A 21,466-nucleotide genomic window follows, 5' to 3' on the forward strand; every position below is an offset into this window, starting at 1 on the left:
CGCCCCCGTTTCACGTGAAACATGCGCGCCCTCAGCGTCCTCCTTGCATGTGCTGCGACGGGTCGTTCTCTGGGGAGAGCCGACGCGGGCGTTCGGTGATCGCGGTGGTGCTCGGTGCCTGGATTTCGGCGAGCAAGGACGAGGGGAAGTAGACCGATGCGGTCACACCGGCATTGGTGTCCGAGTCGAACGTGGGGCGAAGCCGGACGTTCATGCCGTTGCGCGCAGCGAGGCGACCCACCACGAACAAGCCCATCTGCCGAGGCGCGTTGACGTCGGCCTCGTCCCACGCGGAGAGACGCAGGTTGATCTGCTCGAGTGCATCGCGCGGGATACCGATCCCCACATCCGCAATCTCGAGCAGAAGCCCGCCACCCTCTGCGGATGCGAATTCGAGTCTTACCGGGCTGTTGGGAGGAGACGCGCGCAGCGCATTGTCGACGAGCTCGGCAACCATATGCACCACGTCGTCGACGGCTTTTCCGACGAGATAGCCGTGCGGCGTGCGCCCGATGTGGACCCGCTGGTAGTTCTCGACCTGGGAGACCGCGCCCCGCAACACGTCGGTGAGCGGCGCCGGTGATGTGCGGGTGCGAGGCCGGGTGCCCGCGAGCACGAGCAACGACTCGCCGGTGCGACGCATGCGCGCTGCAAGATGGTCGAGGGAGAACAGGCTTTGCAGGCGGGCGGGGTCCTTCTCCTGGTATTCGAGCGAATCGATGAGCGAGAGCTGCTGTTCGACAAGAGTCTTGTTTCGTCGTGCGAGGGTTTCGAACATGACGTTCACTTGCTGCCGCAGGTGTGCCTGCTCGCCCGCGAGCCGGAGAGCTTCGTTCTTCATCGAATCCACAGCTCGCGACACCTGGCCGATCTCTTCGGTGGTCTCGATGCCGATCGGTGCGAGGCGGACGCTCTCGACGTCGGCGCCGTCCTTCACCGCTGCGATTGCGTTGGGAAGTTCGGTCTCGGCGGCGGCCAGGGTTTCCTTGCGGAGCCGACGGAGTGGGAGGCCAAGAGATCGCGCGACGAGCAGGCCGAGTCCGAGCGCGACCACGAGTAGCGTGCCGATCAGGATCGAGTCGCGGATGGCGTCGGATCGGGCGTCGGAGGTGAGGCGGTCGAGTGTCGTCGTGATCTGATCGCTGGCATGGACGATGGTGTCGGCGTACGGCGCAGAAGCCGCCACCATCGAACCGCGTAGTTGCTCGCCGAATTGGCGGGTGGGTGTGTAGTTCTGGATCAGCGTCCGGCGTGCTGCGATGTCGCCGAGCATTCCTTCGATCTGGCCGGTGTCGAGCCGCGAGCCGAGTAGCAGCCGTAGAGTCGACTCCTCGTTGTTGATGGCCTTCAATGCAGCGGCCTGTGCCGCTTCGGGATTGGTTGCAAGCATGCCGAGCGTTTCCATCTCGCTGAGCAGATTGAGCTGTGCGTCCCACACGGTGATCAGATTGGAGGCGTCGACGAGTGCGTCGTTGTCTTCGAGAAGGTCGAAGATGTCGCGGAAGATTTTCTTGCATCTGACCAGGAAATCGGTGGTGCGTCGCTCTCGTTCCTCCGCAGACATGCCCGAATTCATCACGCCGTCGTGAAGGATTGCGCCGTCGGTGAGGAGTGCGTCGAGTTCCTTGTGGATGGCCGGGCCGAGTCCGCTCTCGTCTGCCGTATCGACCACCTGTCGCATCGTTGTGGTGACGTCTTCCGAGGTCGCCAGCGTCGGTGGGATTCCGAGGCCGGTCACGGTCACCATGCTCACGAGGGCGGTCGAGTACTCGAGCAGTGCCGGTGCGACGGCAATCTGGTCGGAGAGGGCGTCGTACCGGCTCGATTCCTCGAGCTGAGTGCTGATGCGGAGACCACCGAGCAGCATTGCTGCGAGGAGGGGCACGGCGACGACGACACCGAGTTTGTATCTCAGCTGCCAGTTGCCGAGCTGGAAGATGCTGCTGCGGCGGAGTTTCACGCTCGGTTTTCCTTCCACACAGGGCTATTTCGGCGCGTGAGAAAGTGCGCTGGAATACGTTCTACCCCTTGAGGGTGATATTGTACAAATCTCCACCCAAAGTTCGGGTAAAGACCCGAAGCGTGATCTGCCTGCTGTGAAGGGTGTCAACCGTCCGGTGCAGGGGGAATGTGTATTCGACGTCAGCTTTGCGAATGCCGCGGCTTTACGAACGGGAATGCGAGTGATTCGCGGATACTCCCACCGAGGATCAACATCACGATTCGGTCGACGCCCATACCGAGACCACCTGTCGGCGGCATCGCGTACTCGAGTGCGTGCAGGAAATCGTCGTCGAGCTCCATCGCTTCCTCGTCGCCGCCCGCGGCGAGAAGTGACTGCTCGGTGAGCCGCGCCCGCTGATCGATCGGATCGGTCAATTCGCTGTAGGCGGTGCCGAGTTCGACACCCCACGCGACCAGGTCCCACTTCGCCGCGACACCACGTTTGCGCGGGTGCGGTCTGGTCAGAGGCGAGACGGACGTGGGGAAGTCGGTGTAGAACGTCGGAAATTCGGTACGGGATTCGACGAGGTGCTCGTAGAGTTCCTGTGCAGTCGCGCCTGCGTCCCACGCCGGGTCGTAGGCGATCGAGCGTTCGTCGCACATCCGGCGTAGTACCTCGGCCGGGGTCTCTGCGTCGACGAACGTGCCCAGGGCCTCGGACAACGCGTCGTGGAAGGTCTTGATCGGCCACTCACCCGAAATGTCGATCTCCACCGGCGTGCCGTGGTCGTCGCGGCGAACGATGATCTCGCGTCCGTGCGCGGCGACCGCCGCCCGCTGGATCAGGGTGCGGGCGAGTGTGAGCATTTTTTCGTAGTCGCTGTGCGCCTCGTACGCCTCGAGGATCGTGAATTCCGGATTATGCTTGAAATCTGTACCTTCGTTGCGGAATACGCGTCCGATCTCGAACACTTTCTCCATCCCGGCCACGCACAGGCGTTTGAGATACAACTCGGGTGCGATCCGCAGATACAGGTCGGTGTCGTAGGCGTTGATGTGCGTGGTGAACGGTGCTGCATTCGCCCCGCCGTGTACGGACTGCAGGATCGGTGTCTCGACCTCGAGGTATCCGACGTCCTGCAGCTGGTCGCGCAGGGACCGCACCACGGCACTGCGGGCAGCCAGTAGCCGCTGGGCGTTGCGGTCGATCGCCAGATCCACGTACCGCTGGCGAACTTTCGCCTCCGGATCGACAAGACCGCGCCACTTGTCGGGCAGCGGATGCAGACACTTACCGTTGATTCGCCACGAGTCGGCCAGCAAGGAGACCTCCCCGGTCCGACTGCGACCCATCTCGCCGGAGACTTCAACGAGATCGCCGAGGTCGAACAGGAATTGGCGGCCACCGACCCGTTCGCGATCGACGAGGATCTGCACATCACCGGACCAGTCACGCACGACGGCGAACAGGACTCCACCGAAATCGCGGATCCGTAATATCCGGCCGGCGACCTGAACCGGCCCCCCGCGGGTCGTCTCGCGGGCTTCGGCAACGGTATGGGTCGGTGCGTCGGCGACCGGATAGGGGTCGACGCCGTACTCGACGATCCTCTCCAACGTATTCATCCGTACGCGGTCCTGCTCAGGGCCTCGGCGATTACCGCCGGAGTGTGCCGATCGCGATGGGGCGGAGTCGGCCTCCGGGATACTTCCGTGCTCGGGCACCGCGTCGGGGTCGACCGGCAGCATCGAATGGGTACCGGTGTGCTTCAGGAGTTTCCGGCGACCGAAACTGGGCACCGTGAGAAAACCCTCGGCAACCGACGAAGCCAGTGCGATACGCGGAATCTCGCGGTTGTCGCGGAAACACAGGAAGCGCGGCACCCATTCGGGGTGGTACTTGACGTTGGATCGGTAGAGAGCTTCGAGTTGCCACCACCGGGAGAAGAACAGCAGTATCGATCGCCACAACCGCATGACCGGCCCGGCCCCGATGCGAGAGCCCTCTTCGAACGCGGAGCGGAAGACCGCGAAGTTCAGTGAGATTCGGTCGATTCCGAAAATCGATGCGTGGGTGGCGAGCTCGGTGACCATGAACTCGACGACACCGTTCGGTGCCGCCGGGTCACGACGCATCAGATCGAGCGACACGCTGTTTTCACCCCAGGGCGCGAGTGACAGCATCGCGACCGGTGTGCCGTCGACGATCGCCTCGACGAGAAGACAGTTCGCGTCGAGTGGATCGCCCAGCCGGCCGAGTGCCATTGAGAATCCGCGTTCGGTGTCGGTGTCGCGCCAGGCGTCGGCGAGCCGGATCACGTTGGCCATCTCGCCGGTGCCGACATCGAAGTGTCGTCGAATCCGTACGGACACACCGTGCTTGCGTGCCCGGTTGACGGCCTGTCGCACCGGCTTCATGTCGTGGCCGGTGAGAGAGAATCCCTGCGTGTGCAATACCGCCTCGTCGCCGAGCTGCAGGACCGACAGTCCGGCACGGTGATACGCCCGGGCGCCGTCCTCGCTCGCGCCCATCACGGCAGGTGTCCATCCGTACGCGCGGGCAAGGCCCAGCCATTCGTCGATCGCGTGCGGCCACGCCTCGGGATCGCCCACCGGATCGCCCGAGGCAAGGCACACACCGATCTCGACGCGATAGGTGACGGCAGCCTTACCACTCGGTGCGAACACCACGGCCTTGTCGCGTCGCGTCGCGAAGTAACCGAGCGAGTCGTCGCCGTGCTGATCGAGCAGTCGCCGGATTGCGGATTCGTCTGTCCCGGTGAGCGCATTCGACGAGCGTTGGGATCGGAACAGTACGAACAGTGCGGCAAGCAACGCAAGTGCGCCGAGGAACCCGAGGGCGGTGCTGACGAGCCAGTGTGTGTGCCCGCTGAACTGGTCGTTGTCGATGAAGGTCAGGGCGGTGACGCGATTGACTGCCCACCACAAGCGGTCCTCGGGAGGCAGAGTTCCGGGAAACAGTTCGACGAGCCCCCAGCCGATCAATGTCGCGGTGACGAGTCCTCCCACGAGGACCACCAGCGACCACGGAATCGAACCCGGCCGCACACGCGTGTCGAATTCGCCGAACGAGAGCAGCAGCACCCCCACGAGCAGCAGATGCACGATCAACGCCCCGAGGTGGCTCGGATCGCGGTCCACGATCGCGAGCATCAGATTCGTGAGCGCGAACCCGCCGAGGTAGATCGTGAGGATCCACCAGGCGATGCGCTTGCGCCCCGCGATCGCGGCGGCGAGCACCGCGACGACGAGCGCGAACGACAGACTCGTATCGGGGGCGTCGAAGTAGTACTCGTCGATGTACTCGCGCGGCGTGTGAAGCCAGACGCGCAATGTGGGCGACAGCGACCACAACGCGACCACGCCCGCATACACGGCGAGCGCCACTCCGAAGAAGTGTGGAACCGCCGTCATGCGGGCGTGGAAGCGTGTGGGCGCTGTGGGAGACGGAACCGTCACCGGGGACGGTGGATCCGGCCTCGCGGTGAGATCCGCAGACATGTCCCGACCGTATCGTTGTCGGGCCTCCGTTGCGAACGGTACGCGCTAGGACACTGCCTTCGTGTCGGTCTCGGCCGCGGTATCGGGCTCGCTACGCGACAGTGCGCTCGGCCACCAGACCTTGCGGCCGATGTCGATCGTCAGTGCCGGAACCACCAGCGACCGCACCAGAAGCGCATCGAGCAGTACACCGAACGCGACGATGAACGCGAGTTGCGCAAGGAACAGCAGCGGAATGACCGCCAGCGCCGAGAACGTGGCGGCAAGCACGATTCCCGCCGACGTGATAACCCCGCCGGTGACCGTGAGCGCACGGAGCGTGCCGGTGCGCGTGCCCACCTTCTTCGTTTCCTCGCGCACCCGGGTCATGAGGAAGATGTTGTAGTCGACGCCGAGCGCAACGAGGAACACGAATGCGAAGAGCGGCACCACCGGATCCGAGCCGGGGAAGTTGAACACGTGGTTGAACAGCAGCGACGACACACCGAGAGTGGCCGCGAACGACACGATGACGGTGAGCATCAGCAGAATCGGCGCGACGATCGCCCGCAGCAGCACGATGAGCACCAGCAGCACCACGAGTGCGACGACCGGGATGATCAGTGTGCGGTCGCGGGTAGCGGTGTCCTTGGTATCGAGGTCGACCGCGGTGGGCCCGCCGACGAGGGCGTCGGAGCCGGGCACCGCGTGCACGGCCTCGCGGATGCGTTCGACTGTCGCCTCCGCCTCGAGCGAGTCGGCCGCGTCGGACAGGGTGGCCTGGAGAGCGATCTGCCCGTCGACGACGGTGGGGGCACCGTCCGGGCCGGTGACAGGTTCGACGGTCGTGACGCCCTCGATCCGGGCGGCGTCGGTAACTGCGTCGCGTGACGGTTCGTTTGCGATGATCACGGTCGGCGAACCGCTGCCTGCGTCGAAGTGCTCGCCGAGGATCTGCTGTCCGGACTTGGAATCGGTCTGCAGGAGGAACAGATCGGACGATGCCACACCGGCAGCCTTGAATTGCGGCAGCAGCAGCGCGAAGGCGACGAGTACGAGACTGCACACGATCCAGATGGGTCGCGGTTTCGATCCCACCCACTGGGCGATTCGGTTCCAGAAGCGGTGCGCCTGTTCGAGGTTGTCGCTGTCGAAATTCGGTTCGTACCGCGGCCGGGTGGGCCAGAAGGCGACTCGCCCGAGTAGGACGAGGGCGGCGGGCAGGAATGTCATGGAGGCGACGAACGACGCGGCAATACCGATCGCGGCGACCGGTCCGAGACCGCGGTTGGAGTTCAGATCGGACAGCAGCAAGCAGAGCACACCGAGGATGACGGTGCCCGCCGATGCTGCGATGGGTTCGAGCGAGGCGCGCCACGCTGTGCGCATGGCAGCGTACTTGTCTTCCTGGATGCGCAATTCTTCTCTGAAGCGGGCCACAAGCAACAACGCATAGTCGGTGGCTGCACCGAATACCAGGATGAACATGATGCCCTGGCTCTGCCCGTTGAGCGCGATGGTGCCTGCGTCGGCGAGCAGGTAGACGAGCGCACTGGCGAGCGCGAGTGCGAACACGGCCGAGATGATGACGACGAACGGCAGCAGTGGACTGCGGTAGACGACGATCAAGATGAGCAGCACCACACCGCCCGCGACGAGCAACAGCAGTCCGTCGATCCCGGCGAACGCAGCCGAGAGATCCGCCGCCTGACCCGCGGGTCCGGTCACGTGGACGGTCAGGCCTTCCGGTGCGCCTTCGAGCGCGGTACGCAGCTCTTCGACGGCATCCTTGACCTCGACGTTGCTGTCGATCGGGACGATCATCTGCACTGCCTGCCCGTCCTCGGAGGGGATGGGCGGCGGTCCCGCCGATTCCGTGGCGAGGAAGGCGATGTCGTCCTGGGTGATCCCGCCGTCGCGCTCGGCGACGACAATCGCAGGAATCGCGTCGCTGTCGCGGAACTCGGCGTAGATCTCGTCGGCGCGGGTCGATTCCGCCGAGGCGGGCAGGAAGGAACTCGCGTCGGTCGAGGCGACTTCGCTGAGCTTGCCTGCGAACGGCCCGCCGCCGCCCGCGATTCCGAGCCACACCAGAAGGAGCACGGCGGGTATCAGCCATCGCAGACGAGAGCGGTGGGGTTTCGATGTCGTCGTGGTGCTCAAGAGCTCCTCCTGGTCGGGCCGGCACGGAACGTGCAGGCACCATGTTGCCTCGAGCGTGCCGGTCGCTCAGGATTCGGAGTGCCTGCCCGCACGGATGAGTCAGGCGGTGGCTGCTCCTGCGGAGTCACTTATCGAACGGATGACGCCGACGAGCCGTTTCGTCTGCTCGGGTGCGAACAGTTGGGTCGGCCCCTGCGGCGCGGTATCGGTGAACGGCGCCTCGAACAGCAGCTTCGGGTCCATCTCACCGTGCCGGGTGAGGTGACTGATCACGAGGTTGACGAAGTCGATCTGGCTGGACGACGCGGTCCGCTCACCGAGGAACTCCGCGAAAGCTTCCTGCACGGCCTGCTGGTCGAGACCGACCAGGGAGCGGATGAATCGCCCGAGCCCCTGTGCGTTTGCGATGGCCCGTTCCATGTCCTCGGAGTCGCCGGCGCCGCTGCGTGCCAGCAGCTCTTCGAGGGATTCCAAGTCGGCCGGGGTCAGCGATTTGCCGGAGCGCAGCTTCTGCAGGGCCAGGTTGTGGGGCTGGCGACGCAGATAGTCGCGCACTTTCGCGGTGTAGCGCTCTACATCGGTACCGGACGACATCTCCGGCATGTTCCTTTCGACGACCTCGCCGCGGGTATCAGTGAAGTCGGTGTAGACGATGGCCCGCTTCTTCTTCTCCAGCAGCCCGACGACCGATCGCAGTTCCCGCCGAGCGTGTTCGAGCATTTCCGGGGTGACGTCCTGCCACCATTCGTCGCTCGCGACCTCGCGGAGCAATTCTTCCTTGGCTTTGACCTTCGGGATCGTCAGCCCTTCCTCGAGCAGCCCGTCGGCGACACCGCGGATGGTGCCCTCGTGTTTCGGAAGAGTGCCGTCGTCGATGATGACGGCGAGTTGGCCACGCAGGACGACGAGATCGAACCGCTTGGCCATCTCGTCGCTGTCGCGCACGGTGGTCGGCAGCCCGGCGAGACTCTCGACGATCTCGGCGGCCTGCTGCTCTGTCAGCGAGTCCCACGCGGCGCGGTCGGCGTACTTCTCTACCTCACGACGGCGAGTGCGGACGATGAAGTTGTCGAGCCGCATGCCGGCAACCTGGGTGTGCAGTGTGTCCGCAGTCGCCTTGCGCAGCTCCGTCGCCGCGCCGGAACGGTCCAGTGCCGCCACGAGTTCGGTGCGTACGGTGAACAGCCGCTGCGACAGCGAGGGCGAGAGCGCACCCTCGGAGGCATCCGGGTGCTGATCGAAATAGTCGAAGTTGCCGCACACGTCGAAGATGAAGAAGTCCGTCTTGTCCTGGCCGGGACCATACAGGTCAGGTCGCAGACGGGTGCCGCGGCCGACCATCTGCCAGAACTTCGACTTCGACCGCACGGGTTTGAAGAACACCAGGTTCACGACCTCAGGGACGTCGATGCCGGTGTCGAGCATGTCGACGGAGATGGCGATGTGCGGTTCCTGGTCGGGTTGTGAGAACTTGTCGATGAGGTCCTGACCGTAGGTCACCGAGTGTGTGATGACGCGCGCGAAGGAGCCCTTGAACTCGGGGTAGTTGACATCGAACCGATCCGCGATGAACTGGGCGTGCCGCTCATTCTTCGCGAAGACGATGGTCTTGCCGAGCCTGTCGCCTCCCGCGACGCGATGCCCGTGCGTCATGAGCGTTTCGAGGACCTTGTCGACGGTATCGATGTTGAACAGCCACTTGTTGACGGCCTCGGCCTGGACGACGTCGGGGATCTCGTCGTCGGGGACGTCGTCGCCCCAGTCGATCCCCTCGTACCGCTTCTTCTCCTCGTCGCTGAGGTCGGCGTACCGGATACCGTGCAGCGGGAACGTCAGTGGCACCGTCACCGCGCGCGGCGGTACGAGGAACCTGTCGTTGATTGCCTGATCGAGCGAGTAGTTGTCGGTGGGGACACCGGTTTCGAGCTGGAACAACTGATAGGTGTTGTAGTCCACCTCGTCCTTGGGGGTGGCGGTGAGTCCGAGCAGCAGCGAGTCGAAATAGCCGAAGATGTGCCGGTACTTCTGGTACACCGAACGATGCGCCTCGTCGATGACGATGAGGTCGAAGTAACCAGGACCGAATCGTTTTGCACCACTATCAGTTTCGTCGATAAGGCCCATCATCGTCGGATAGGTGGAGACGTAGACGCGACCCTCGGTGTTCTTGTCGGTCAGCAGGTTCACCGGCGACGAATCGGGTAGATGCGTCTTGAACGCGCCGACTGCCTGTTTGACGAGGGCCTTGCGGTCGGCCAGGAACAGCACGCGCTTCACCCAGTTGGCACGCATCAGCATGTCGGCGAGTGCGACGACGGTGCGGGTCTTTCCGGATCCGGTGGCCATCACCAGCAATGCAGCCCGCTGATTCTCGTGCTCGAACCGTTCGATGACCGAGCGGATCGCCTTCTCCTGATACGGCCGGCCTGCGATCTCCTGCGGTACCGGGATGTCGGCCAGCGGCCTGATCGAGGCTCGGCGCGCGACGAGAAGTTCGAGTTCGTCGCGGGTGTGGAACCCGGCCACCTGCCGCACCGGATAGCGCAGGTCGTCCCAGAAGTGGTGTTCGAAACCGTTGGTGTAATAGATGACCGGGCGGTGCCCCGTCATCTGTTCGAGGCAGTCGGCGTACAGCTTCGCCTGCTGCTTCCCGGCGAACGGATCCACGGACGTCCGTTTCGCCTCCACCACGGCAAGCGGGCGCCCGTCGGCGCTCCACAGCACGTAGTCGGCGAATCCGCTCTTGCTGTCGGGCATTCCGGTGACCGGGTACTCGCGGTCTCGCGGCTGGTCGAGCAGCCACCCGGATTCGCGGAGCATCAGGTCGACGAGGTCGCGGCGGGTCTGCGCTTCGTCGTAGTCATGGGTGTCGGGGGCTGCGGCGCTGGCCTGGTGGGCCGCCTCGATCTGGGCGCGCAGCTCCGCGATGAGCTGCTCGAGGCTCGCTTTCTCCAGGTCTGCCGTCTCGGCAGCCTCGTCGCGGGCCTTGACCTGCGCGATGAGGTCTTGCTTCTCGGCCTCGGACTTCTCGAGCTTCGCGTCTTTGGTGGCCAACTCGGCTTCGAGTTTGCCGAGCTGTGCGACGGTCTTCGCGACGACTGCCCCGCCGCCGGGCTTGGGCAGTCGCGCCGGGTCGAACTGCTGCTGTGGCGACGGCTTGCTCGACGGCTGCGTCGCATAGTTGCGGGCCAGCCAGGACAGGATGTGGAATAGTTCCGCGAGCATCTTCGTGCCTGCGTCCTTCGGGACGGGCCTGGTCTCGTGGACGGCGGTGTTGCCGAGTCGGCGGATGAGATCCATTTTCGCGACGAGAGAGTGCCCGACGACGGCGACGAACTTGCCGTCGTGTAGCCGGGCCGCGAGGTCGGACTTGTACGGCTCGGGCAGGCTCTGGGTGCGGTAGATCCATTTGACGGCGTGCTCGACGACGCGACGGGCGTAGAAGCAGGTGGTGCGCGGGTCGAAGAGTGCGTCGCGCTCGGCCTTCTTTGCCTCGGCGTGCAGCTGCGGCCATTCGGCCTGTAGGAAGTCGAAGTTCCCCACCATGGACCGTGGTCCTCTCTTCGCTCGTGTGCGCGCCCGCGCAGTGACGTGTCGTTCTGTGCTCGATCTTGGCACAGGCATCCGAGTTGTCCGGAGCCGACGAACACTACTGGCCGGGTCTGACACGACCGTCCGGGGCCGAATGCCGACAACCTTCAATACGATCGTCGCGCATTAAAGGTTGAGATACTAAACTTTGATTGTATCGGGCAGAATGAAGGGATTCGCACAGTGGCCGAGCTGTATCGCGCGTATTGGAAGCCGGATCCCGGTTCCGGTCTGGTTGCGCGCGATCGTCGTGGCGGTCATTACGACCGTTACCTTCCCGACCTGGTGACGGACCGACCACTGATCATGCCTCCCGACCTTGCTGCGCGTGCCGCGTCCGCAGAGCGCGACATCCGGAGACTCGGAACAGGTCCTGGTTCGGGCGGACTGCAGTCGATCGCTCGATTTCTGCTGCGGTCGGAGGCGATCGCCAGCTCGATGATCGAGGGGATCGCCCCGTCACCTCAGCAGGTCGCCCTGGCCGAATTGGCGCAGGATGAGGACATCCGCGGGTTCAGCGACCAGGCGCGCCTCGTAGCCAACAACATCTCGGTCCTCCGGCACGCGTCGAGCAGTCTGGTCGACACCGACGCCGTCACCGTGGATGACATCGTCATGCTGCACGCAGCACTACTGCCCGACGAACGGCATCACGGCCTCCGGCAGGTTCAGAACTGGATCGGAGGCTCGAATTGGCATCCGCTCGAAGCGGATTTCGTCCCGCCCTCGCCCGAGGATGTCGGACCGTTGATGACCGACCTCGTCGACTACCTCAACGGATCCCTGCACGGACCGCTGATTCAAGCCGGGATCGTGCACGCCCAGTTCGAAACGATCCATCCGTTCACCGACGGCAACGGTAGGGTCGGGCGCGCGTTGATCCACACCGTTCTTGCCAGGCGCGGTCTGGCACCGGAAGCGGTGCTCCCGATCAGTCTCGTGCTGTCGACTCTCAGCGACCGCTACGTCGACGGGTTGAGCGCCTACCGGTATGTGGGCAACCCGGTCGATCCCGACGCCGTCGCTGGCGTGAACGATTGGCTCTCGACGTTTATCGAGTCCGCTGGCATCGCATCGGAGCACGCGCAACGTTTGGCACGGGACATCGACGAGCTGGCGCTCGAGTGGGTTGGCCGCCTTGCCGGCCACCGCGAGGCGCAAGGGCTTCGAGGGGAGCCCCGAGCGGGGTCTGCGACAGCACGCATCCTTCCGGTGCTCACCGAGGCGCCGATCATGACCGCGCGCACTGTGCAACGTATCCTCGGGGTCTCGTTCCCCGCAGCGCGAGCCGCGCTCGAGGAACTCGCGGACGCCGGAGTCCTGTCCCGCAAGAGCGTCGAACGCGGCACCACAGGGTACGTCGCACGCGACGTCCTCGACCTGATCGACTGTTTCCGAGAGACGTGTCTCGGTATCAAGGATGTGGCGGGGCGTTGTCATCGCTCCGGGCGTCGCGGGATGTATCTCTCCGGCTCGGCCGTTCCCGACGGTATCGGTGCCGGGTGAGGGCGCCGGCGACGAAATGATCCAGGTGGTGCCGGTGATTGACTCGGGGGCGCCGGTCGGGGTCGATGTGAGGTGGCGCGATCCATTCGACACGGCCTGGATGCGCGGCACCGGGCGGTGCGACGCGGGTTTTCCAGCCTCCGGGACCGTCGTGAACGAGGGCATGGCAGCTGTCGCAGGCGAGATCCTCGTTGGTGATGTCGGTGGCGCCGCCGTGCTGCCACTCGTTCACGTGGTGCACGGCTGTGAGGGACGCAGGAGCATCGCAACCGGGACGCGTGCACCCGCGAGACGCTGCGATGAGGGCGAGTCGCTGATCCGCCGAGGCGAGGCGCCGGGCGCGACCGAGGTGAAGGGGGCGGCCGTTGTGGTCGAAAATGGCGAGCACCGGGTGGGCGTTCTGCGCCATGCGCAGTGCATCCCTGATGGGAACGATGCCGCCGGTGGCGGTAGTCGCCACGCCGGACGCCTTCTCGAGTTGGTGTACCGACATTGTCATGATCGCCGTCACCGGTAGGCCGCGATGACTGCCCAGCACGCCGGACGACAGCATCTGCCGCAGCCCGGCCTTCAGTGCGTCGTGGTTGCGCTGTACCGCTGTGCGGGTGTCGCGTGCGGCGGCCTTCGCCATCGCCGTACGGTCCAGATTCGGGGAATCGACATCTCCAGAGGGTGATTCGGGATCGTCGGGGTTGTTCATGCCCGGGCGGGCGAGTTTGGCGAGCACCGGTTCGAGGAGTGCCCGCGTCTCCGGGTCGAGCAGTCCGGAGATCGGGGTCATCAGGTCGGTCCCTTGCTTGCCGAGCCGCAGGCCGCGGCGCCGCTTCCGTTCGCGTTCGTCGGGGGCGTTGCCGTCGGGGTTGAGGTGAGCGAGCAGGTGGATGCCGATCTTTGTGACGTCTTCAGGGGTGGTGGAGCGGGCGGCGTCGGCGAGGATCTGCTCTGCGGCGTCGATTTCGTCCGGGGTAGTGCCGTTTGGGAGTTGGCGCATGGTTCTGGCGATGGCGGCAACGTGGTCGGGGCCGATGGCGCCTTCGCGGCCGGCCGCCGCGGTGGCGGGCAGAGTGGCGTCCATGGGCTCGCCGCTGAGGGTGTGCCAGGTGCCGGTCTTGGTGGCGCCCTTCACGCGTTTCGCGGCATCGGCTCCCGAGATGCGGAGAGTGGAGACGAGGAAGTCGTTGATGGAGCGGCAGGCGAGGTGTGCGGGGATCGACCGTTCGACGGATTCGACGATCAGCCGGTGCCCGACGGCAGCGGCCTTCCGCAGGGAGACTTCCATCCGTTGCAGCGCTTCGACGACATCGGATTCGGACAGGCCCGTCAGCGGCTCGGTGAGTAGACCCTCGATGGCAGCGTCGAGGGCGACCAGGTGGTTTCCCACTCGACCGAGCCCGTCGACGCCATCATTCGAAAGCATGTTCGGAGTGTAGCTGGACCCTCCGACAAGAATCCGAGTTCGAGTCACGTCCTGGGTCTCGTCTTTCACCCCGGCGCCACCCTGCAGAATCCTCCCTTGCGTCGACACTCTGGGACCGAGGATGCAAACTTTATGCATTGACAACGCATCTTAAAATTAAGTTGCATAATTTTTGCAAAGTATTGCGTATCATTGCGCTGTGGATACAGCAGATGTCCGTGCACTCATTGCCGCGGGCGAGTCGATGACAACTGAGTTCAAGCGGGGGAAGCGGAACAAGTTCAACGACACCGACCTGGTCGAGGCTGTGGTGTGCCTGGCCAACGGCAGCGGCGGCACATTACTCATAGGCGTAGAGGACGATGGGCGGGTCACTGGCGCAGATCCTCGGCACGATCCTGTCACCCACCCGGACCGCATCGATGCGCTCATCACGAACAAGACCTCTCCGATCGTGCAGACACGCACCAGCGTCGTCGACATGGACGGCAACGAGGTGATCGTCGTTGAGGTTCCTCGTTCGGCCCGGGTCACGGGAACCGCAGACGGTAAGTACCTACGTCGCGCTATGAAAGTGGACGGAACGCCTGAATGTGTCCCGTTCGCTGCTCACGAGATGTTGGCTCGCGAAATCGACCGCGGCGCAATCGACTACGCATCGCTTCCGGCTCACGGTGCGGATTGGTCCGATCTCGATCCGCTTGAATTCGAACGGTTCCGCCGCCTCGCCACGGCATCCAACGCCGACCTTGCTATCGCCGAGCTGGAAGGTATGGACATCTGCCGAGCGCTCGGCGTGGTGCATATCCAGGCCGACGGTACCGTCCGTCCCTCTCTCGGAGCTGTCCTGCTGTTCGGCAAGTCCGATGCCATCAGCCGGTTCATTCCCAATCATGAGACGGCCTTCCAGTTGCTGAACGGATTGGCGCTCGAGGTGAACACGTTTACCCGCGATCCGTTGTTCAAGTCCGCGGAAGACCTGATGTCGCGGTTTCAAACATGGAACCGCGAAGAAGAAGTCGAGTTCGGACTGCTTCGTGTGGCGATTCCGCTGGTACCGGAAACTGCAGCGCGCGAGGCCATCGCTAACGCCTTCGTGCATCGCGACTACACCGCAATGGGGGCCGTTCGGGTGGAAATCACCGACGAGGCGTTCACGGTCACCAGCCCTGGAGGGTTCCCGCCTGGGGTCCGGCTGGACAACCTCCTGACCATGTCCCAACCGCGCAGCCCGATTCTCGCGGATGCCTTCCGCAGAGCTGGCATCGTCGATCGCTCGGGGCGTGGCATCAACAAAATGTATGCATCGCTTCTGCGTATCGGCCGGGATGCGCCCGATTACAGCAGGTCGAGCGAGTCGTCGGTCGTCGCCGTTGTTCCGCTCGGTGATGCCGACCTCGCGCTGGCTCGGCTCATTGCGCAGCAGGAAAGCAAGTCCGGCACACCGTTGAACCTGTTCGGACTCCAGATCCTGCATGAACTGCGGGTCGAACCTCAGCTGTCGATCCCGGAGATCGCCCGGTATCTTCGTATCACCGAGGGTGAGGCGCGCTCGGGAATCGCCCGCATGGTCGACGCGGGATTGACGGAGATGCGTGGAACCGGCCGCGGCCGCACCTATCACCTGTCATCAGCCGTGTACCAGGCGCTCGACAATCAATCCGCGTACGTGAGGGCTCGCGGCACTGACGTCATCCAGCGCGAACAGATGGTTCTCCAGTACGTGTCGACCTACGGATCCATTACCCGTGCACAGGCCGCTGAACTATGCCTGATCACCCCGACCGCCGCCAGCACGCTGCTTCGGAGCATGGCACGTAAGGGCCTACTTGCGCTCCGCGGGAGTCGCCGCACGTCGCACTATGTCTCTCCCCAGAGCTAATGGTTTCACCGCGCAGTCAAAGCATGTTCGACGTGTAGCCAGACCCTCCAACAGAGGTGGAAGTCAACAAGAAGCGGAAATTCGGGCGGTGCTTCCGATCTGGAGAGCACTTTTGTGTTGACGCTCATCGTCGCGCATGGGATCATCCCTGAACCGGCCTGAATACAGGTCGACCCCGGAAGGTGGTGGAACACCAACCGGGGTCTGGGCACACGACAGAAAAGAGCTGTCATGCACCGTAGGGTGGAGTCTATCCACACGCCCCCAGGGGGCGCTTCTCATGGTTCGGTCTTCGATACCGACTCTCTTCTTCTCACCCCGCCGGGGTCTTCACTGACGTCCTGACTTCACGAGCCTCTCGACTCCTCCGTCGAGAGGCTCGAGGTGTTTCGCTGCGACGTGTGCGTGGGCCGGTCCGGTAGCCGCGACACGTCGGGCATTCGTCGCTCATCTCCTCAGGTCCGACGTCAGCGCAGAAGGCGCTGCGCGCAGGGGTGCCATTCCCGTGCGTGAAACCGACTGGGCGCCAGTACCTTCGTCTCCACAGCTGGCGGTGGAGCACCCGCTCGTGAGGGTCGACACGAACGACCGGGTCCAGCGTAAGCCGCACGTCATCTACGACGTGGGGCCAGAAGCGTTGGCCGAGATGGTCTATCGGGATATGGCGACCGGGCAGCTGTGGGGAAGGGGCCGAAGGCAAGCTCAGGGACCCGTAGGGTCTCCGTACGGTTGGGTGCAGCCGCCCGCAGGGCGCCCGCTTTTCTTCTCCTCACGTGACTGTCGCTCGAGTACGTGCCGCGCGAAGCAGCGATTGCGATCCGTCACTCGGCAGGCAGATGAAGCTATCCGCAGGAGGGACTTCGGAGACATCGGCTTGCGCATGACTTCAGTGCGTAGGGACCTCCCCCTCGAACCCGATGGCCAGGCCACCGAGTCCGGGCAGAACCCCATCGAGTTCCCGGCCGGACTCCACCCCCTGGACTGGTCTCGTGCACATCCGCAGGGGGATCGAAATCAAGGCAGGAGATCGAAGTACTGCGGACGGGCCTTCATTGCGTGGATAAGAAGTTCGTTTCTACTGTCGAAACGCAGTACGACCAGGTCGGCTGCATAGACGTGATGCTGAGCTGCGTGGAGACTGTCGACCCCGTCGATTCCGTGCTCGAATGCGGATTTATGTGCCTTCACGCGACCTGAACCCAGGCGCGGATCGCTTCTCGAATCGCCTCAGACCTGGACACATGCTCTTTCTCTGCCCGCGCGTTCAGTGCCTGCAGCAACGCTTCGTCCATGCGGACCGGGACCACTGTTGCGGGGCCGTCTCCGATGGTCGGGCGACCACGCTTACGTAAGGTGGGGACGTCGTAGCCTGCCTCGGCTTCGTCGGCCCAGCCTTCGATCATCTCGTCGGTGACGGGGGTTCCGTCGATCGTCTCACCAGCCACACTCAATAGTGTAATACGAAAAGGGCTGGCCTGAACTTGCACGTAGAAGGCCGATACGCCAACATCTCGCCACCTGTATCTGCATCGTGATCACATCCGTCCTGTGCGATACGTGGTCGAGTCGGTTGTCCACTACGCGTTTGGACTTGACCCGTGATCAGCACACTGAATTCCCGCCACAATGCTTTGCGGGTATCGAGCCACGAGCGCAGCACCGAAGGTTACTGGTCCGGTCGTAAGTCGACCCAGCTCGCTCGGAGGTACTACTGGCGGCGGTCGTAGCGCGGCGCGCGCTACCTGAGGTTGTGTGCGTGCGTTTGCAGCGATCGTCAGGCGTCGGTGGCTCGCCCGAGGACATGCGCCGCGAACGCACGGTTGTGGTAGCCGCGCACCGCTACTCGAAGTAGTCCTCATCGACCTCGACGACAGTGAAGGTCTGCCGGGTCTGCACGGCCACTCCGTATCGGATCATCAACGACGCCAAGCGACCACCATCGATGAGGATGATGCGGGTGCCGATGCTCTGCGCGTACTCGCGGGCACCGGAGGTGAAGGAGCTGGTGGTGATGAATACACCGCGGGCCGCGCCGACGCCGTGCAGGGCACCGACGAACGCCTGAATTTCGGGTCGGCCGACGGTGTTGTCGGCGGCGTAGCGCTTGGCCTGCACGTAGATGCGTTCGAGTCCGAGCGGGTCCTGATCGATGACACCGTCCACACCGCCGTCACCGGAACCACCGATCCTGGCGGCCTTACCCTCGGTGCCGCCGTAGCCCATGGCGACGAGCACATCGAGCACGGACTGCTCCAGGAAGTCGGGATGCTGCCCGCGCAGCCGTGTCAGCAAGTCTGTCGCGACCTCCGAATGCAACCGAGTGACGCCACTCTCGATCTGTTCGAGAGGGTCAGCTTCACTCTCGTCCTGTGCGGCAGTACTGATCTGGCCGGGTTCGGTTTCCGATGTACTCCGGACGACGGGAACGTAGTCCTGGTACGCAGGAATAGCTTTCAGCGTTTTCTCGGTGATTCCGTCTGGGTGCTGCGCGAGCAGGGCGCGGCCGGCGTCGGTGATGGTGAACGTGGCGCGTGCCGGTTTGTCGACGAGTTGCGCACGGAAGAGTCCGCTCAGTGCCCAGCCGACGCGATTGTCGAAACGGCTCTGTCCGGACGCCAGCGCCTCAGCCCGCTGCTCGGCCGTGAGGCCGACATGATCTGCGACTGCTTCGTGCAACTCTCGCTTCCGCCACGTTGCGCCGTCAGCGAGCACCTCCAGCACTGGAGTAAGAAAGCCGGACCACACCGGCATCGCCGACACCGGGCCCGGCGCCGTCACAGCTCGCCCCGGAAGGCGCGGGCTTGGAGGGAGGAGAAGAGGGCGTCGAGTTCGGTTAGGGCGGTGCGCTCGTTCTCCTTCATCAGCTCAATCGCCTCCTTTCGTTGCGCGAAGGCGCACTGCAACTCCAGCGGAGGAAGACCAATCGAAATTGTCAGCACCTTTGCCTGAGAGATGTTCTTCATAGATCCGCTTGACCCTGTTGCCCGCTCAGACAATCTCCGTCGAAAGGACGGACGCTGGAAGAGCGACTCGATGTAGCGCGGTACTGCCGCGGATTCGTCGTGCCACTTGAAGCGCCACAGCTTGTCCGGAAGTGCGGTCTTACCGTCTGTCGCAGTGACGATCGCGGTCGCACCAACCAACTCTGACGTATTGGCGCGACTGAACAGCAAATCACCCTCTCGAACAAGATGATTCGACGGAGGGACGTAGTCGGAGGGAAGCGGCTTGCTTTCGGACTCTCGATACGCAAGAGACGTCACGGCACTGACTTTGAGAACTCGGTACCCATCACCCTGATCGTCCGAGCCAACAATATTGCGACCACCTTCGAATCCGTCGACAAAGTCACTCACGAACCCGACCGGCCAGCCACGGTCATTTGAAATTGGATCACCGAACATGTCGATGAAGATCGACTGGGTCAGCTCGTCGAGGCGCGCGAGGGCTTCGCGGCGCTTGGTGCGGAGGGCGTCGGCGTGGTCGAGGATCGCCGCGATCCGCCGCTGCGCTGCAACAGGTGGTACTGGAACAGAGACTTCATGAACGATGTTCCTGTTCAGGGTGGGCACACCCGTTCCGGTGCAGTACTGTTCGAGCCGCATTGCTCCCAATAGATAGTAGATATACCTCGTGTCGTTTCCGTGGAAATCTTTGACGAAGAGCGATGTGTTCAACGGCCAAAAGCCACCATCGACATGGTGAACCTTCCCGATGCTTCCGCTACGGCCTGTAACGACCCCGGGGCCATCAACCTTTGTGACACTGTGAAATCCGACGGGGCCGTTCGCTGCGAATACAGGGATCGGCCCAGCAACTCGATTCTGGACTGGCAGGTCATATCCGCGTTGGAGAGTAGCCACATCCCCCAGCGGTAGTGTCGGCCACTCACTCATGCCACATCACCCGCAAGCATCTCCCGCAGCTGCGCCATACCGTCGATGATGTCTTTCTCGAGCTGATCCAGTTCGTCGAGGATCTCGGTTGGCGCCCGGTGCTCGACCTCCTCGTGCACGATCTCCTTGTACCGGTTCAGCGACAGGTCGTACCCCTGCGCGGCGATGTCCTCACGCGGCACGCAGAAGCTCTGCTCTGTTCGTGCTCGCTCCAGCTCCGAACCGTCACGTTCGTTCCAGCGCCGCAGCACGTCCGGCAGGTTGTTCTTCGCGTGCTCGTCCTCGCTCACCTCCGCGAGCACACCGAGCTTGCCCTCGTCCAACAGCGGATTGCGCTTGTCGTCCAACGAGAATCCGTCGGCCTGCACGTCGTAGAACCACACATTGTCGGTGCCGCCGGAGTTGGTCTTCGTGAAGAACAGAATCGCCGTCGACACACCCGCATACGGCTTGAACACACCGGACGGCAGCTTCACGACGGCATCGAGCTTCTGCTCCTCGACAAGAATCCTGCGAAGTTCCTTGTGTGCCTTGGATGATCCGAACAACACACCGTCCGGCACGATCACCGCCGCACGGCCACCCGGCTTGAGCAGACGCAGGAACAGCGCCAGGAACAGCAGCTCTGTCTTCTTCGTCTTCGCGATCTGCTGCAGATCCTTCGCGGTGTTCTCGTAGTCGAGGCTGCCCGCGAACGGCGGGTTAGCGAGGATCAGCGAATACGCTTCGGCATCACCGGTGTTCGCTTCGGCAAGTGAATCGCGGTACCGGATGTCGGGTTGCTCGATGCCGTGCAGCAGCATGTTCATCGACCCGATGCGGAGCATGGTGTTGTCGAAGTCGAAGCCGTGGAACATCTCGTGGTGATACTGCTGCTTGCCGACACCTGAATTGATGGCGTCTGCGTGATAGCTGCGCATGTACTCCGACGCGCCGACGAGGAAGCCGCACGTACCGGACGCCGGGTCCACAATCGTGTCGCCCGGCTTCGGTGCCGTCATGTGCACCATCAGCTCGATGATGTGCCGTGGCGTGCGGAACTGGCCGTTTTGTCCGGCGGCTGCGATCTTCGCGAGCAGGTACTCGTAGATGTCGCCCTTGGTGTCGCGGTTCTCCATCGGCACCTTGTCCAGCCGGTCCACCACCCGCTGCAACATCCCCGCGTTCGGGATGCTGAGCCGCGCGTCCTTCATGAAATGCGCGTACGTGGACTCCTCGCCGCGCATGTTCTTGATGAACGGGAACACCCGGTTCGCGACGATGTCGAACATCTCGTCGGCATGCCGGTCTTTGAACACCGACCAGCGCAGGTCGTTGAACGGCCGACCCTCCTCGTCGTCGCCCTCCGGGAACGGGTTGCCCTCGATCGGGTCGCCGAACAGGTTCGCCTTCTCGAGTGCCCGCGTCTGCTCGTCGTCCAGCCGGCGGATGAACAGCAGGTACGTGATCTGTTCCATCACCTCCAGCGGATTGGAGATGCCGCCCGTCCAGAATGCGTCCCAGACTGCATCGACCTTGTTCTTGATGTCACCGGTGATCACGGGTACCGCTACCTGCCTGTCCTGC

General features: G+C 63.7%; 12 protein-coding genes. 2 read left to right on the top strand and 10 right to left on the bottom strand.

Features of this window, described 5'->3' with window-relative positions:
* Positions 1–31: 31 nt before the first annotated feature.
* The 4 genes from ACTDXD_RS11470 to ACTDXD_RS11485 form a co-directional block, all read right to left on the bottom strand.
* Positions 32–1,960: a sensor histidine kinase gene (locus tag ACTDXD_RS11470; protein ID WP_440127141.1), complete on the bottom strand. Its 1,929-nt coding sequence runs from the start codon at positions 1,958–1,960 to the stop codon at positions 32–34.
* Positions 1,961–2,142: 182 nt separating this feature from the next.
* Positions 2,143–5,466, bottom strand: a complete 3,324-nt coding sequence (lysX, locus tag ACTDXD_RS11475; RefSeq protein WP_440127142.1) for a bifunctional lysylphosphatidylglycerol synthetase/lysine--tRNA ligase LysX — start codon at positions 5,464–5,466, stop codon at positions 2,143–2,145.
* 45 nt (positions 5,467–5,511) lie between these two features.
* The gene (locus ACTDXD_RS11480) at positions 5,512–7,608 is read right to left on the bottom strand and encodes an MMPL family transporter (RefSeq protein WP_440127143.1); all 2,097 of its coding nucleotides are present in this window, start codon (positions 7,606–7,608) and stop codon (positions 5,512–5,514) included.
* Positions 7,609–7,707: 99 nt separating this feature from the next.
* Entirely contained in the window at positions 7,708–11,154 is a 3,447-nt protein-coding gene (locus ACTDXD_RS11485; protein ID WP_440127144.1) for a DEAD/DEAH box helicase family protein, read from the bottom strand.
* A 228-nt stretch (positions 11,155–11,382) separates the two neighbouring features.
* Here ACTDXD_RS11485 and ACTDXD_RS11490 point away from each other — a divergent pair, with 228 nt between their 5' ends.
* Positions 11,383–12,705 carry a Fic family protein gene (locus ACTDXD_RS11490; protein WP_440127145.1) on the top strand — a complete coding sequence of 441 codons (1,323 nt, stop codon included), beginning with the start codon at positions 11,383–11,385 and terminating at the stop codon, positions 12,703–12,705.
* On the opposite strand, the gene ACTDXD_RS11495 is transcribed toward ACTDXD_RS11490, so the two are convergent.
* The gene (locus ACTDXD_RS11495; protein ID WP_440127146.1) at positions 12,614–14,122 is read right to left on the bottom strand and encodes a DUF222 domain-containing protein; all 1,509 of its coding nucleotides are present in this window, start codon (positions 14,120–14,122) and stop codon (positions 12,614–12,616) included. The genes ACTDXD_RS11490 and ACTDXD_RS11495 overlap by 92 nt on opposite strands.
* 199 nt (positions 14,123–14,321) lie before the next feature.
* Between ACTDXD_RS11495 and ACTDXD_RS11500 the strand changes: the two genes are divergently transcribed.
* The gene (locus ACTDXD_RS11500; RefSeq protein WP_440127147.1) at positions 14,322–16,004 is read left to right on the top strand and encodes an RNA-binding domain-containing protein; all 1,683 of its coding nucleotides are present in this window, start codon (positions 14,322–14,324) and stop codon (positions 16,002–16,004) included.
* Between the two features lie 1,014 nt (positions 16,005–17,018).
* Here the strand turns inward: ACTDXD_RS11500 and ACTDXD_RS11505 are convergent.
* From ACTDXD_RS11505 to ACTDXD_RS11525, 5 genes are all read right to left on the bottom strand, one after another.
* Positions 17,019–17,192: a toxin gene (locus ACTDXD_RS11505; RefSeq protein WP_440127148.1), complete on the bottom strand. Its 174-nt coding sequence runs from the start codon at positions 17,190–17,192 to the stop codon at positions 17,019–17,021.
* Positions 17,189–17,449, bottom strand: a complete 261-nt coding sequence (locus ACTDXD_RS11510) for a ribbon-helix-helix domain-containing protein (RefSeq protein WP_132475249.1) — start codon at positions 17,447–17,449, stop codon at positions 17,189–17,191. The genes ACTDXD_RS11505 and ACTDXD_RS11510 overlap by 4 nt, the downstream gene beginning before the upstream one ends.
* Before the next feature lie 394 nt (positions 17,450–17,843).
* Positions 17,844–18,782, bottom strand: a complete 939-nt coding sequence (locus tag ACTDXD_RS11515; RefSeq protein WP_440127149.1) for a restriction endonuclease — start codon at positions 18,780–18,782, stop codon at positions 17,844–17,846.
* Positions 18,779–19,900, bottom strand: coding sequence for a restriction endonuclease subunit S (locus tag ACTDXD_RS11520; protein ID WP_440127150.1), 1,122 nt, complete (start codon positions 19,898–19,900; stop codon positions 18,779–18,781). Before ACTDXD_RS11520 ends, ACTDXD_RS11515 begins: the two co-directional genes overlap by 4 nt.
* Positions 19,897–21,441, bottom strand: a complete 1,545-nt coding sequence (locus tag ACTDXD_RS11525; RefSeq protein ID WP_440127615.1) for a type I restriction-modification system subunit M — start codon at positions 21,439–21,441, stop codon at positions 19,897–19,899. Before ACTDXD_RS11525 ends, ACTDXD_RS11520 begins: the two co-directional genes overlap by 4 nt.
* Positions 21,442–21,466: the final 25 nt, after the last annotated feature.

Origin of the sequence: Rhodococcus sp. SJ-3, assembly GCF_051918125.1 — a bacterium.
Classification (GTDB): domain Bacteria; phylum Actinomycetota; class Actinomycetes; order Mycobacteriales; family Mycobacteriaceae; genus Rhodococcus.

Bases quoted from the DNA above. Each gene is read 5' to 3' on its own strand.
- lysX (WP_440127142.1), bottom strand. From the start codon at position 5,466: ATGTCTGCGGATCTCACCGCGAGGCCGGATCCACCGTCCCCGGTGACG.
- ACTDXD_RS11485 (WP_440127144.1), bottom strand. From the start codon at position 11,154: ATGGTGGGGAACTTCGACTTCCTACAGGCCGAATGGCCGCAGCTGCAC.
- ACTDXD_RS11495 (WP_440127146.1), bottom strand. From the start codon at position 14,122: ATGCTTTCGAATGATGGCGTCGACGGGCTCGGTCGAGTGGGAAACCAC.
- ACTDXD_RS11520 (WP_440127150.1), bottom strand. From the start codon at position 19,900: ATGAGTGAGTGGCCGACACTACCGCTGGGGGATGTGGCTACTCTCCAA.